The following is an 11,947-nucleotide window of genomic DNA, read 5'->3' as shown; positions in this document are numbered from 1 at the left end:
GCCTCGGTCCTCGGTACTCTGGCCGGGTGCGAGAAGCTACTGACCTCGTCCGGCCGGCCATCGACGGCTGGTTCGACACCGACGAGCCCGGGATGCCGCATCTGATCGGCAGCAGGTGCCCACGCTGCGGCACCTACGTCTTTCCCCCGCGCGCGAACAACTGTCCCAATCCCGGATGCGACGGCGATGCGCTTGACGCGGTGCCGCTGTCGCGGCGCGGCACGCTGTGGAGCTATACCGAAAATCATTACCCGCCGCCGCCGCCGTATCCCGCGCCGGATCCTTTCGAACCGTTCGCTGTCGCCGCGGTGGCGCTGGCCGAGGAGGGCCTGATCGTGCTGGGCAAGGTCGCCGCGGGAACAGCGGCCGCCGATCTGCGGATCGGCATGGAAATGCAGGTGGCCGTCGAACCGCTGTACCGCGACGACGACGGCGTCGAGCGCACCGTCTACGCGTGGAGGATCGCATGAGTTCGCCAGCGGCGGGGCCGGCGACATCCGGCCCCGAACCTGTCTACATTCTCGGCGCGGGGATGCATCCGTGGGGCAAGTGGGGCAACGACTTCACCGAATACGGGGTGACCGCGGCCCGGGCGGCGCTGGCCGAGGCGGGACTTCAGTGGCGACAGATCCAATTCGTCGCAGGGGCCGATACGATCCGCAACGGCTATCCCGGCTTCGTCGCGGGTGCGACGTTCGCGCAGAAGCTGGGCTGGAACGGAGTGCCGGTCAGTTCGAGCTACGCGGCGTGCGCCAGCGGGTCGCAGGCAATCCAAAGCGCCCGGGCGAACATCCTGGCCGGCTTCTGCGACGTCGCGCTGGTCGTCGGCGCCGACACCACGCCGAAGGGGTTCTTCGCACCGGTCGGCGGTGAGCGCCGCGACGACCCGGACTGGCAGCGTTTCCACCTGATAGGGGCGACGAACCCGGTCTACTTCGCCCTGTTGGCCCGTCGCCGCATGGACCTTTTCGGCGCGACGGCAGAGGATTTCGCGGCGGTCAAGGTGAAGAACGCGCGGCACGGCCGGTCCAACCCGAACGCCCGGTTCCGCAAGGAGACCTCGGTCGAGGATGTGCTGGCCAGCCCGGTGGTGGCCGATCCGCTTCGCCTGCTTGACATTTGCGCGACGTCCGACGGCGCCGCGGCGCTGGTGCTGGCCGGCGGCGAGTATGCCCGCAGGCACCTCGGGTCGCTGGACGGTGTGCCGTCGGTGCGCGCGGTCAGCACGGTCACCCCGCGCTACCCGCAGCATCTGCCCGAATTACCTGACATCGCAACCGATTCCACCGCTGTGGTAGCGGCGCCGGAGCGGGTGTTCAAGGACCAGATCCTCGACGCCGCATACGCCGAAGCGGCCATTGGCCCGGAAGACCTCGGCCTGGCTGAGGTCTACGACCTGTCCACGGCGCTGGAACTCGACTGGTACGAGCACCTCGGGCTGTGCGCCAAGGGCGAAGCCGAGCAGCTGCTGCGCAGCGGCGCCACCGCGATCGGCGGCCGCATTCCGGTCAACCCTTCCGGTGGGCTGGCGTGCTTCGGCGAGGCGATACCCGCCCAGGCCATCGCTCAGGTTTGCGAGGTGGCATGGCAGCTGCGCGGTCAGGCCGTCGGCCGCCAGGTCGATGGCGCCACGGTCGGAATCACCGCCAACCAAGGCCTGTTCGGCCACGGCTCCTCGGTCATCGTCGCACGATAAGCGCACGATAACGCGGGCGTGGACTGAACCAAAGCGGTACCTTTTTCGTGATCAAAGGGTGTGGTCTGCGCCATGCAGCGATGGGGGTTGCACGAGGAGGTGCCACCATGGCGGTCCGATTTCCGACAGCTAGCAAATCGTTGCTGCTGGGCATGTTGGTCATTGCGCTGTTGTTCAGCCTGGCCAGCGGACCCGTCGCCCGCGCCGACGATCGGCTGCAGTTCACCGGAACCACGCTGGGCGGTGCCCCGTTCAATGGCGCCAGCCTGGCGGGTAAGCCGGCGGTGATGTGGTTCTGGGCGCCGTGGTGCCCGTTCAGCAATGCCGGTGCCGCGGCGGTCGGCCAGGTGGCCGCCGCCAATCCCAGGGTCACTTTCGTCGGTGTCGCGGGCCGCGCGGATGTCGCCTCCATGCAGGCGTTCGTGTCGAAGTACAACCTCAAGTTCACCAATCTCAACGACGCCGACGGCACAATCTGGACGCGCTTCAATGTGCCGTGGCAGCCGGCGTACCTGTTCTACCGTCCCGACGGCTCGTTCACCTTCGTCAACAACCCCACGACGGCCATGCCGCAACAGGAGCTGTCCGAGCGGGTGGCCACCCTGGTGAACGCTTAGGCGGCCGACATCGTGGAACCGGACATGGTGGGATTGGCGTTCGCCGCGGGATTGGTGGCGGCGCTCAATCCCTGTGGGTTCGCCATGCTGCCTGTCTATCTGGCTCTCGTCGTTCGCGGCGAGGGCACCAGCCAGATTGTCGCGGTGGCCCGCGCGCTTGCGGCCACCGCCGCAATGGCACTTGGCTTCCTGACGGTGTTCAGCGTGTTCGGATTGCTGACGGTGTCGGTGGCCTCGACGGCGCAGCGAATCCTGCCGTTTGTCACCGTCGTCATCGGCGTTTTCCTCGTGTCCCTTGGTATCTGGCTGCTATTGGGCCGCCAGATCGCAATATTGAATCCGTTCTCGCGTAATTCTCGATGGGAACCGACGACGCGAATCGGCTCGATGTTCGGGTACGGGGTTGGCTACGCGATCGCCTCACTTTCGTGCACTGTCGGTCCGTTCCTGGCAGTCACCGGTGCCGGCTTCCGCGGCGGCGCCATCATCGACGGGTTGTCGATCTACCTCGCCTACGGCGCCGGAATCACCCTGGTGGTCGGAGTGTTGGCCATCTCCGTGGCGTTCGCGCGCTCAGCGCTGATCGACCGGATGCGGCGAATCGTCCCGCACATCACCCGGATTAGTGGCGCGCTGTTGATCGTGGTCGGCCTGTACGTGGGCTATTACGGCTCCTACGAGGTCCGCCTGTTCAATCTTGGCGGCAACCCGCGCGACCCGGTGATCGCGGCCGCAGGGCGAGTACAGGGCGTCCTGGCCAGTTGGGTGCACCAGCACGGGGCCTGGCCGTGGGTGCTGGCGCTGGCCGTGCTGTTGGCGCTCCTGCTGGCGACAACGATATGGCGCCTGCGTGCGCGTAGACGATTCCGCGCGGGGGCTAGTGAGGTGTATGTGCCGCGCATGACCGTGCCGCCGCGGTGCGACCGTTAGGCCACGCCGAGGTACGCCGCGCGAATACTGTCGTCGGCCAACAGCTCTCGGGCCGGCCCGGTACGGGTGATCTCCCCCGTCTCGAGGATGTAGGCCCGGTCGGAGCGGCTCAGCGCCTGCTGCGCGTTCTGCTCGACGAGCAGCACCGTGGTGCCCTGCTCGTTGATGTCGGCGATGATGCGGAAGATCTGCGAAATCACCATCGGCGCCAAGCCCATCGACGGCTCGTCGAGCAGCAACACCTTTGGCCGTGCCATCAGCGCGCGCCCGAGCGCCAGCATCTGCTGCTCGCCACCGGACAGCGTACCGCCCATCTGGTGGACCCGCTCGGCCAGCCGCGGGAACGTCTCAAGCACCCAATCCAGCTGCACCCGGTGCTCGGCCTTGGTCGCGAATTTACGCCCGTAGCACCCCATTTCGAGGTTCTCGATGACGGTCATGCCGGGAAACACGCCGCGCCCTTCTGGTGCCTGAATCAGCCCGTCGGCTACCCGTTGATGCGCCTTGACCCGGGAGATGTCCCGGCCGTCGAACCACACCGAGCCCGACGTCAGCGGCCGCAGTCCGGATATCGCCCGCATCGTGGTGGTTTTGCCGGCGCCGTTGGAGCCCAGCAGCGTCACCAGCTCACCTTCGTGGACGACCAGCGATATGCCGTGCAGCGCACGGATTCGGCCGTAGTGCACGACGATGTCGCGGACCTCCAGAAGGACCGGTCGGTCACTCGAGCTCGTCATCGGGCACTCCAAGGTAAGCGGCGATCACGGTGGGGTCCTCGCGGATCTGCGACGGCAGGCCTTCGGCGATCTTGCGACCGAACTCCAGCACCACAATGCGATCGGTGACCCCCATGACCAGCCGCATGTCATGCTCGATCAGCAGCACGGTGTATCCGTCGTCGCGAATCTTGCGGATCAGATCGATCAACGCGGCCTTCTCGCTGACGTTGAAGCCCGCGGCCGGCTCGTCCAAGCACAACAGCTTCGGTTCGGTGGCCAGCGCGCGGGCGATCTCCAACCGACGCTGATCGCCGTAGGGCAGATTCTTGGCCTTTTCCTCCGCGCGATGGGCAATGCCGACGAACTTCAACAGCGCGACCGCACGCTCGATCGCGTCGTGTTCCTCCCGCCGGTGCCGCGAAGTGCGGACGAGCGCGCCGGGCACCGATGTCTTGTGCCGCGCGTCGGTGCCCACGACCACGTTTTCCAGCGCCGACATCTCGCCCCACAGCCGGATGTTCTGGAACGTGCGCGCGATTCCGCGCCGGGTGATCTGGTAACGCTTGATGCGGCCCAGCGGTGCACCGTCGAATTCCACCGATCCCGAACTGGGCCGGTACACACCGGTGATCGCGTTGAAGCAGGTGGTCTTGCCCGCGCCGTTGGGGCCGATCATGCCGAGAATCTCACCGCGCCGGATCCCGAACGTCACCGAGTCCAACGCCACCAGGCCGCCGAATCGAACCGTCAAATCAGTTGTCTGCAAAAGGATCTCGCCCTCGGCGGCGTGCACATCCCGGTGCAGCCCGGCGATTTCTTCGACGCTCATGCCGGCTCCTTCACGGAATCACGGCGCAGCAGCCGCCGCGCAGTCAGGCCGTAGGCCAGCAACTGCTGGCGCACCGGAAACAGGCCCTGCGGGCGGAAGATCATCAGAACCACCAGGGCCAGGCCGAAGAACAGGTACTTCAGGTCCCCCATGTTGATGCCGAAAAGGTGCACGCCGAGTAGCCGGTTGGGCAGATAGACGATCACGAACGCGCCGAAGATCACGCCGAGCTTGTTGCCCTGCCCGCCCAGCACCACCGCGCACAGGAACAGCATCGAGTTGATGATGTTGAAGTTCGTCGGTGCGACGAACTGCACCTGGCCGGCGTACAGTGCCCCGGACAGCCCGCCTATCCCGGCACCGATCACGAACGCCCATAGTTTGAAGCGAAAGGTGTTCACCCCCATCACTTCCGCGGCGTCCTCGTCCTCCCGGATGGCCACCCACGCGCGTCCCACCCGGCTGCGTTCGAGATTGCCGACGAATAGCAGGATTATCACCAGGAGCACCAAACCCAGCCAGTACCACCAGGTTCCGTAATTTGCATGGCCCGCAGAATTCCCGCTGGAGAAGTATCCGCCGGAAACCTTGCCATCCCCGTAATGCGGGTACGCGATGCCACCCAGCCCGCGCGAGCCATTGGTGATGTCGGACAAGTTGTCTGCCAACAGCCGGATGATCTCGCCGAATCCGAGCGTGACTATCGCCAGATAGTCGCCGCGCAGCCGCAGGGTGGGTGTGCCGAGAATGAGGCCGGCGAGCGCGGTGAACGCCATGGCAAGCGGCACGCACGACAGCCATGCCCAGTCTGGGCTGAAGAAGCCCGTCGGCCCGAGCTTGTTCCACGGGCTGGCCGGGCTCGTCAGCAGTGCGACGGTGTAGGCGCCCACGGCGTAAAAGCCGACGTAGCCGAGATCCAACAAGCCGGCCTGGCCGACGACGACGTTGAGCCCAATCGCGATGATGGCGACCATCGCGAACTGCGCCATCGTGCCGCCGAAGCTGATGCTGGGGGTGTTCAGAAACGGCGGCGTGTAGAGCGGCAACAGGGCCAGTGCCACAAAGCCGATCACGCCGACCGCCCACTTCTGCACCCGGGTAAGCCTCGACCACCATCGCCGCAGCGCATCGCCGATGCGGGCCAGCCACTGCCTGATGGGCCGGGTGCGTTCGACGAACCAACGCCAATTCGCGGGGACCGTCGGTGGTAGCCAGTTCCCGCTCATACTCGTGCCTTCCCGAGGCTCTCACCGAGTATCCCGGTTGGTCGGAAGAGCAGCACCAACACCAGCAAGACGAATGCGACGACGTCGCGCCACTGGGTGCCGAACACCGCCTGCCCGTAGTTCTCCATCACCCCGAGCAGCAGACCACCGAGCAGCGCGCCGCGCAGATTGCCGATGCCGCCGAGCACGGCTGCCGAAAAAGCCTTGATGCCGAGCAGGAATCCGCCCGAGTAGATGATGCCCTGCGGCACCTTCAACGTGTACAACAGCGCGGCCGCGCCGGCCAGCAGACCGCCGATCAAAAACGTCAGCATGATGATCCGTTCCCGGGAGACTCCCATCAGCGTCGCTGTGGTGGGATCCTGCGCGACAGCCCTGATACCGCGTCCGAACTTGGTGCGGTTGATGGCGATATCGGTGAGCACCGCGAAAACGGCTGCGGCTGCGATAATCACGAGCGAGATGTTGGAAACCGTCGCGCCGAAGACCGTGAACTGCGTCTTGGGCACCACCAGGATGATGGGCTGCTGGGCATTGCTACCGCCGTAGCCCTTCAGCAGCTGCGGCAAGATGAAGTGCACGAACTCCTGCAGCACGAAAGACATCCCGATGGCGGTTATCAAGAACGCCAGTGACTTCGCGTTGCGTCTTCGCAACGGCCGATAGGCGACCGCTTCGAGCGCCACGGCCGCCGAGCCCGACACCGCCATCGCGACCAACATCGCAATGCCGAGATAGAACACCGTCAGCAGGACACCCATGTCGTAGGCATTACCGCTCGGAGCAAAGCCCAGGATCATGTCCAGCGCGAAGTAGGCGCCGAACATGCCGAGCATGAAGATTTCCGAGTGCGCGAAGTTGATCAGCCGCAGCACACCGAACACCAGCGTGTAGCCAACGGCCACCAGCGCGTAGATCGCGCCCCACGACAGCCCGTCGATCGTCAACTGCCAGAAGCCCCGCCGCAGGCCCTCGAGGTTGAAGGTGATGTTCGCGGCGTAAAACGCGCACTGGCCGAGGCACTCGTGGATCATCCGGTGGCGGCTCCTGAGTCCTACGAGAACGCGTCCGAGCCTTTCGGTCTCGGACGCGTCCCGCCTCTTCGGTTACTGGACCTTGTAGATCCAGATCAACGTCGACGTGAGTTCTCCTTGCGGAGTCCATTGGTACTGGCGCGCGACGCCGGGCCCGTTGTAGCTGCGTACGAAGTCCAGCAGCGCGGGCCGGGTGAGCGCGCCGGAGTCGATGCCCTTCAGCATGATCGTGCCGAGGTCGTAGCCCTCCGTGCTGTAGGTGCCGGGCGCCTGGTTGAACTTTTTGGTGTATTCATCTGCGAACGCTGGAGGAGCCGGACTGCACGGGCACGACAGCAGCGCGTCCTTCGACGCTCCGCCAGCCTGCTTGACGAACTCAGGATCCTTGGTGCCGTCGCCCGAAACGAACGTCGCCGTGACGCCGCCGTCACGCAACTGCTGCACGAAAGGGGCGGCCTCCGCGTAGTAACCGGCGTAGAAGATGGCGTCCGGCGATACGCCCTTGACCTGGGTCACGGCGGCCGAGAAGTCCTTGTCGCCCTTCTTGACCGAGATGTTGCAGCTGCCCTGCGCCACCGGTCCGAGCGTGTTGCGCATGACCTCCGCAAGCCCGGCGCCGTAGGCGGTGCTGTCGTCGACTACGCAGACCTTCTTGGCGTTGAGCGTGTTCTTCAGGTAATTCGCTACCGCCGCACCTTGGCTGCCGTCATTTCCGAGGCCGCGGAAGAATGTCTTCCAACCCTTTTCGGAAAGCGAGACGCGGGTCGCGGACGCGGTGGCTGCGGTGAGGCTGGCCTGATCGAAGACCGGTCCGGTCGCCTCGGTTTCGCCGGAGAATGCCGGCCCCACCAGACCGATCGTGAATGCGTCATTGATGATCTGCGGCGCGATCTGGGTGGCCTTCTGCGGATCACCCTCGGTGTCGAACGTCTTCAACTGCACCTGGCACCCGGGATTGGCCGCATTATGCCTGTCAACCGCTAGCTGCACGCCGTACTTGATATTGATGCCCAGCGCGGCGTCGGATCCGGTGAGCGCCCCGGCCATCGCGATGCTCACCGGAGGACAGGTGGCCTTACCGTCACCGGCCGGATCGGCGGCGGCGCCGGTGTCCGGCGGCTTGATCTCGTGACCACTGTCGTCGATCGGTACTTGCTCGACGATCTTCAGGTTTGTTTGTGACGCGTTGCCGCCCGGTTTGGACTGCTGACAGCCCGTCATGCCCAGTACCAGGAGTCCCGCGGTACCCAATACGAATACACTCCGCGTCGCACGGCCGCGCACGTGTCACCTCCAGGTCAACGGTTTCGTCTGCGTCGCCCGGCTGGCGACTCGTCGCGCGAGCGCTAACTGTCCATCCGGGTTGTCGACGCTGGAAAGAACATAGCCAACGGCGGCCCGCGGTGCGCGGTGTTGGAAAACCGGGCTACGAAGCCGACGGCGCGTCCTTCGGGCTGTCCAGGGTCTCCAGCACCACCTCGGCAACCCGCTTCATCGTGGTGCGGCGGTCCATCGCGGCACGCTGGATCCACTTGAACGCCTCGGGTTCGGTCATCCCCTGGTTGGTTTGCAGCAATCCTTTGGCGCGTTCGACCAGCTTGCGGGTCTCCAGCCGGTCGGCCAGCGTTGCGACTTCCTGCTCCAGCGCGCTGATCTCGCTGAACCGGCTGACCGCCACCTCGATCGCCGGAATCAGGTCGGTGATCGAGAACGGTTTCACCAGGTAGGCCATCGCGCCGGCGTCTCGGGCGCGCTCCACGAGGTCGCGCTGGCTGAACGCGGTGAGCACAACGATTGGGGCGATGCGTTTGGTGGCGATCTCCGATGCGGCGTCGATGCCGTCCCGACGCGGCATCTTGACGTCCATGATCACGAGATCGGGGCGCAGCTCCTCGGCCATGTCAACGGCCTCCTGGCCATCACCGGCCTGGCCGACGACCTCGTAACCCTCTTCCTTGAGCATCTCGGCCAAGTCCAGCCGGATGAGCGCCTCGTCTTCGGCGACGAGGACGCGCCGCGGCTTGGTGGCGGCGGCGTCGGTCGATGACCCGGTCATGACGCCATTCTGTCGAAACGTGCGGCGATCAGCGACCGCGGGGCTGTGACGTCGGACAAGTCGAAGGCATCCTCTATGGTGGAAGGCCGCGAAAACCGCGCCGGCGGGCAGGAGCGAAGCGACACGGGACTGGACACCGGCGGGCAAGAGCGAAGCGACACGGGAGTGGACACGGCCCTCGTATCCCAACTGGCAGAGGAACTGGACTCAAAACCCAGACAGTGTGGGTTCGAATCCCACCGAGGGCACCGCCGAGGGTATCGAGCGGCTCGGCCCGTCTTCGAAGGCGGAAAGACAGCTACATTGGGCTGTCGGTCCGCCGAAACGTGGCCCGTTAACACCGCGCCGAAATGCTTGTCTGCAGTCGTTGTCCGCCGAGCTCCCCTCTCTTACGGCTCGGTTAATAACTTCGGATGCGGGTACCCATTCGGGGTAAGGAGGTTCATCATGCGAGTGCTAAATGGGCTGCTCAGCGTGGTGTTGGGGATAGTCAACGCCGTGCTGGGCGTGGTGTTGGGTCTGGTTGCGGCGGTCGTATGCCTGCTCGGCGGGGTGTTATGTGTGACAGTCATCCTGCTTCCGCTTGGCATTCCCGTTTGGAAGCTCGGGCGTCGTCTGTTCGCCCTTGCGGGCCAGCTGATGCATCTGCCCTGACGGGCAATGCTCGGCGCCCCGTGTAACGGGGCAAGGGGAATTACCGGTCGACGAACACACGAAAACGACGAAGGAGAGCCGGAAAGGCTCGGTTGTCGCGGACCCCTCCGGTTACCGTGTGCCGATCGGTGACTTTCCGGGCGCTCAGCGGCGCCGTAGTGCCTTAGGTTCGATCCGATTGCACCGTGATGGGATTACTCAATCCGACGACAGCAGCGGACCCAGCGGTCCGAGGTCTATGTTCAAATCTTCCGGCGTCAAGCCGAAGTGCTCGCGCAATTCGGCCATCTTTTCCTCCAGCAGCATGAGCGTTGTGCCGATCCGCTCGACCTGCTCGTCGGTGAGATCGCCTCGGTCAACACGCCGGATAGCCTGACGTTCCATCAGCTGGCGTAGCAGCTCGACGAGCGTGAGCACCAGGCTGACAAGGCCTTTCTCCACTGTGGCGGGATCGGAGTTGATGCGCTGTCGCGGGGCTGGCCGCCCGTCGTGTTCAGGCTCGATCACTGTCGCCTCCACCATCCTCGTCGGGGCCCAGCACCGCCCCGACCGAGGAGATCAGCGTGCGCAGAGAGATCACCACCATGTCGACGTCGGCGACAGACAACGTGATGTCGCCGCTGATGACCACCCCGCCGGCAAGTACGCGGTCGAGCAGGTCGACGAGTGCGATGCGCCGGTCGTTGTCTGCGGGAAGGACTTCACTCACGGCCGACCACATCCCCGGCGAACGAGTACGGCGGCCATGGACCGGTGATTTCCAGTTCGATTCCCTCGGCGTTGCGACCCAGCGCCGCAACGGCTGCCCGGAAGTCCTCGACGCTTGTTGTGTCCACGAGATAGGTTCCGTTGAGAACCGTCCACGCGTCCGTGCCCGACAAGCTCCGGTCGGTTGCGGGCTTACGTTTGCCATCGACCGCCTGCTCTAGCAGCTTGGCGTGGATGCTTTCGGCGTGGGCGGCCGCGAGGCGAAAGGCATCCTCCTGCGATGCGAGTTCTCGTCGTCGGCGTAACAGATAGGCCGTGCCGGATCGACCGTCGCCGCTGTCTTGCTGTCCGGAGCCACCTTGTCTGGCAAGGCTTTTCGGGTCGGCGTACACCTTGACGCCGAGCTCCTCTCGACCCGTTACCAGATCCAGCGCGGCGCAAAAGTCGGCGCGCCTGCTGTCGAGCAGCTGCCGTACCCGCGCGTCGTCCAAATAGACAGTGGCCATGCGGACCGGGATCACCGCACCGGAGCGGGCGATGGCCGATATCACCGCGTCGTGGGCCCGCGCCTTGGCGGCCAGCCAGTCGAGGTCTTCGAGATTCCGCCGCAGCGCCGACTCACCGAACTCGGCCAGCCCGACGGTGCCGACCACCGCTACGAGATCGCCGGCGGTTACCTGGCGTATCGGCTCACCGGCGACACCGCGCAAGCCCGCGACACGCTCCTCGGCCGAATCGCCGCGGATGACCGCATACGCCCACATCCCCACACCGTCAGTCGACATCCTCAATCTCCGCGGATCGTGCCTCGACCGCGTGACGTTCGCCGTCTCGCTGCTCGAGCTGTTCGATCCTGGTGCGCAGCCGCTCGTTCTCGAGCTGAAGCTGGGATTTGTTGCCGGTCAACCACGGGTCGTGCTGCCACCAATCGATCCCAACTTCCTTGGCGGTCTCCAGTGATGCGACCACCAGCCGTAGTTTGATCGTCAGCAGCTCGATGTCGAGCAGGTTGACCTGGATGTCGCCGGCGATCACCAAACCCTTGTCGAGAACCCGTTCCAGGATGTCGCCCAGGTTGGTCGACTGCGAACTGCCGACGGGTGCGCCGCCGTAGCCGCGCGGTACCGGCGCAAAGTTATCGTCGGCCAGCGTCACCTGACCCCACCTCCATCGGCGGTCTGGGCACGCAGGTAACGACGCGTCCTGCGGTACGCCAGTAATTCCCCATCGGCGTCGAGTTCCACCTCGTAGAGCGCAAGAATGTCCGACGACGAGGGAATGCGCCGGGCTTCGAGGGCTTCCACCTCGACGATCCAACCGCCCGCATCGGTAGGTGTCACCGACGTCATCAATTGCGGCTCGCGTTCGGTTATCTCGGTGACGTACTCACGGGCAAGCTGGGCGGCTTCACGCGCGGTGATCGGTGGTTCAGCGTCGCGGTCATCGCGCGGCTGGGCTCGGGTGCGTTCAGCCATGGC

General features: G+C 65.3%; 16 protein-coding genes and 1 tRNA gene. 6 read left to right on the top strand and 11 right to left on the bottom strand.

Features of this window, described 5'->3' with window-relative positions:
• The first annotated feature begins 92 nt into the window (after positions 1-92).
• From VE759_RS07390 to VE759_RS07375, 4 genes are all read left to right on the top strand, one after another.
• The gene (locus tag VE759_RS07390) at positions 93-470 is read left to right on the top strand and encodes a Zn-ribbon domain-containing OB-fold protein (protein WP_324929780.1); all 378 of its coding nucleotides are present in this window, start codon (positions 93-95) and stop codon (positions 468-470) included.
• Positions 467-1,696 (top strand): lipid-transfer protein, encoded by a 1,230-nt coding sequence (locus tag VE759_RS07385; protein ID WP_324929704.1) that lies wholly within the window; start codon positions 467-469, stop codon positions 1,694-1,696. The genes VE759_RS07390 and VE759_RS07385 overlap by 4 nt, the downstream gene beginning before the upstream one ends.
• Before the next feature lie 152 nt (positions 1,697-1,848).
• On the top strand, positions 1,849-2,313 hold the full coding sequence (locus tag VE759_RS07380) for a redoxin domain-containing protein (protein ID WP_414687855.1): 465 nt from the start codon (positions 1,849-1,851) through the stop codon (positions 2,311-2,313).
• Between the two features lie 12 nt (positions 2,314-2,325).
• Positions 2,326-3,243: a cytochrome c biogenesis CcdA family protein gene (locus tag VE759_RS07375; RefSeq protein ID WP_324929700.1), complete on the top strand. Its 918-nt coding sequence runs from the start codon at positions 2,326-2,328 to the stop codon at positions 3,241-3,243.
• Here VE759_RS07375 and VE759_RS07370 read toward each other — a convergent pair.
• From VE759_RS07370 to VE759_RS07345, 6 genes are all read right to left on the bottom strand, one after another.
• A complete protein-coding gene (locus tag VE759_RS07370; protein ID WP_324929699.1) occupies positions 3,240-3,980 on the bottom strand; it encodes an ABC transporter ATP-binding protein in 741 nt (246 codons plus the stop codon). The two genes, VE759_RS07375 and VE759_RS07370, sit on opposite strands and share 4 nt — an antisense overlap.
• Positions 3,964-4,791, bottom strand: coding sequence for an ABC transporter ATP-binding protein (locus tag VE759_RS07365; RefSeq protein ID WP_324929697.1), 828 nt, complete (start codon positions 4,789-4,791; stop codon positions 3,964-3,966). The genes VE759_RS07370 and VE759_RS07365 overlap by 17 nt, the downstream gene beginning before the upstream one ends.
• The gene (locus VE759_RS07360) at positions 4,788-6,017 is read right to left on the bottom strand and encodes a branched-chain amino acid ABC transporter permease (protein ID WP_324929695.1); all 1,230 of its coding nucleotides are present in this window, start codon (positions 6,015-6,017) and stop codon (positions 4,788-4,790) included. Before VE759_RS07360 ends, VE759_RS07365 begins: the two co-directional genes overlap by 4 nt.
• Entirely contained in the window at positions 6,014-7,051 is a 1,038-nt protein-coding gene (locus VE759_RS07355) for a branched-chain amino acid ABC transporter permease (protein ID WP_324929693.1), read from the bottom strand. Before VE759_RS07355 ends, VE759_RS07360 begins: the two co-directional genes overlap by 4 nt.
• A gap of 72 nt (positions 7,052-7,123) precedes the next feature.
• Positions 7,124-8,335 (bottom strand): branched-chain amino acid ABC transporter substrate-binding protein, encoded by a 1,212-nt coding sequence (locus tag VE759_RS07350; RefSeq protein WP_324929691.1) that lies wholly within the window; start codon positions 8,333-8,335, stop codon positions 7,124-7,126.
• Between the two features lie 142 nt (positions 8,336-8,477).
• Entirely contained in the window at positions 8,478-9,107 is a 630-nt protein-coding gene (locus tag VE759_RS07345) for an ANTAR domain-containing response regulator (RefSeq protein WP_324929689.1), read from the bottom strand.
• Between the two features lie 174 nt (positions 9,108-9,281).
• Between VE759_RS07345 and VE759_RS07340 the strand changes: the two genes are divergently transcribed.
• Both VE759_RS07340 and VE759_RS07335 read left to right on the top strand, forming a co-directional pair.
• Positions 9,282-9,355: transfer RNA gene (locus VE759_RS07340), tRNA-Leu, on the top strand.
• Positions 9,356-9,554: 199 nt separating this feature from the next.
• The gene (locus VE759_RS07335; protein ID WP_324929687.1) at positions 9,555-9,761 is read left to right on the top strand and encodes a hypothetical protein; all 207 of its coding nucleotides are present in this window, start codon (positions 9,555-9,557) and stop codon (positions 9,759-9,761) included.
• A gap of 198 nt (positions 9,762-9,959) precedes the next feature.
• Here VE759_RS07335 and VE759_RS07330 read toward each other — a convergent pair whose 3' ends face one another.
• From VE759_RS07330 to gvpO, 5 genes are read right to left on the bottom strand one after another with little or no spacing between them, the layout of a single operon-like run.
• Positions 9,960-10,280 (bottom strand): gas vesicle protein K, encoded by a 321-nt coding sequence (locus VE759_RS07330; protein WP_324929685.1) that lies wholly within the window; start codon positions 10,278-10,280, stop codon positions 9,960-9,962.
• Positions 10,255-10,470 carry a gas vesicle protein gene (locus VE759_RS07325; RefSeq protein WP_324929682.1) on the bottom strand — a complete coding sequence of 72 codons (216 nt, stop codon included), beginning with the start codon at positions 10,468-10,470 and terminating at the stop codon, positions 10,255-10,257. Before VE759_RS07325 ends, VE759_RS07330 begins: the two co-directional genes overlap by 26 nt.
• Positions 10,463-11,254, bottom strand: coding sequence for a GvpL/GvpF family gas vesicle protein (locus tag VE759_RS07320; protein WP_324929680.1), 792 nt, complete (start codon positions 11,252-11,254; stop codon positions 10,463-10,465). Before VE759_RS07320 ends, VE759_RS07325 begins: the two co-directional genes overlap by 8 nt.
• The gene (locus VE759_RS07315) at positions 11,244-11,624 is read right to left on the bottom strand and encodes a gas vesicle protein (RefSeq protein WP_324929678.1); all 381 of its coding nucleotides are present in this window, start codon (positions 11,622-11,624) and stop codon (positions 11,244-11,246) included. Before VE759_RS07315 ends, VE759_RS07320 begins: the two co-directional genes overlap by 11 nt.
• Complete coding sequence (gvpO, locus tag VE759_RS07310; RefSeq protein ID WP_324929677.1) at positions 11,621-11,944, bottom strand: gas vesicle protein GvpO; 324 nt, start codon at positions 11,942-11,944, stop codon at positions 11,621-11,623. Before gvpO ends, VE759_RS07315 begins: the two co-directional genes overlap by 4 nt.
• Between the last annotated feature and the right edge of the window lie 3 nt (positions 11,945-11,947).

The sequence above is a fragment of the Mycobacterium sp. genome (assembly GCF_035640695.1).
GTDB lineage: Bacteria > Actinomycetota > Actinomycetes > Mycobacteriales > Mycobacteriaceae > Mycobacterium.
The sequence above is the reverse complement of the archived record's forward strand: the minus strand, read 5'-3'. Positions and strand labels throughout refer to the sequence as shown.

What these genes read in the sequence shown, in the direction of transcription:
- VE759_RS07390 (WP_324929780.1), top strand. Translation starts at nt 93, where the DNA reads ATGCCGCATCTGATCGGCAGCAGGTGCCCACGCTGCGGCACCTACGTC.
- VE759_RS07385 (WP_324929704.1), top strand. Translation starts at nt 467, where the DNA reads ATGAGTTCGCCAGCGGCGGGGCCGGCGACATCCGGCCCCGAACCTGTC.
- VE759_RS07380 (WP_414687855.1), top strand. Translation starts at nt 1,849, where the DNA reads ATGTTGGTCATTGCGCTGTTGTTCAGCCTGGCCAGCGGACCCGTCGCC.
- VE759_RS07370 (WP_324929699.1), bottom strand. Translation starts at nt 3,980, where the DNA reads ATGACGAGCTCGAGTGACCGACCGGTCCTTCTGGAGGTCCGCGACATC.
- VE759_RS07365 (WP_324929697.1), bottom strand. Translation starts at nt 4,791, where the DNA reads ATGAGCGTCGAAGAAATCGCCGGGCTGCACCGGGATGTGCACGCCGCC.
- VE759_RS07360 (WP_324929695.1), bottom strand. Translation starts at nt 6,017, where the DNA reads ATGAGCGGGAACTGGCTACCACCGACGGTCCCCGCGAATTGGCGTTGG.
- VE759_RS07355 (WP_324929693.1), bottom strand. Translation starts at nt 7,051, where the DNA reads ATGATCCACGAGTGCCTCGGCCAGTGCGCGTTTTACGCCGCGAACATC.
- VE759_RS07345 (WP_324929689.1), bottom strand. Translation starts at nt 9,107, where the DNA reads ATGACCGGGTCATCGACCGACGCCGCCGCCACCAAGCCGCGGCGCGTC.
- VE759_RS07335 (WP_324929687.1), top strand. Translation starts at nt 9,555, where the DNA reads ATGCGAGTGCTAAATGGGCTGCTCAGCGTGGTGTTGGGGATAGTCAAC.
- VE759_RS07320 (WP_324929680.1), bottom strand. Translation starts at nt 11,254, where the DNA reads ATGTCGACTGACGGTGTGGGGATGTGGGCGTATGCGGTCATCCGCGGC.
- gvpO (WP_324929677.1), bottom strand. Translation starts at nt 11,944, where the DNA reads ATGGCTGAACGCACCCGAGCCCAGCCGCGCGATGACCGCGACGCTGAA.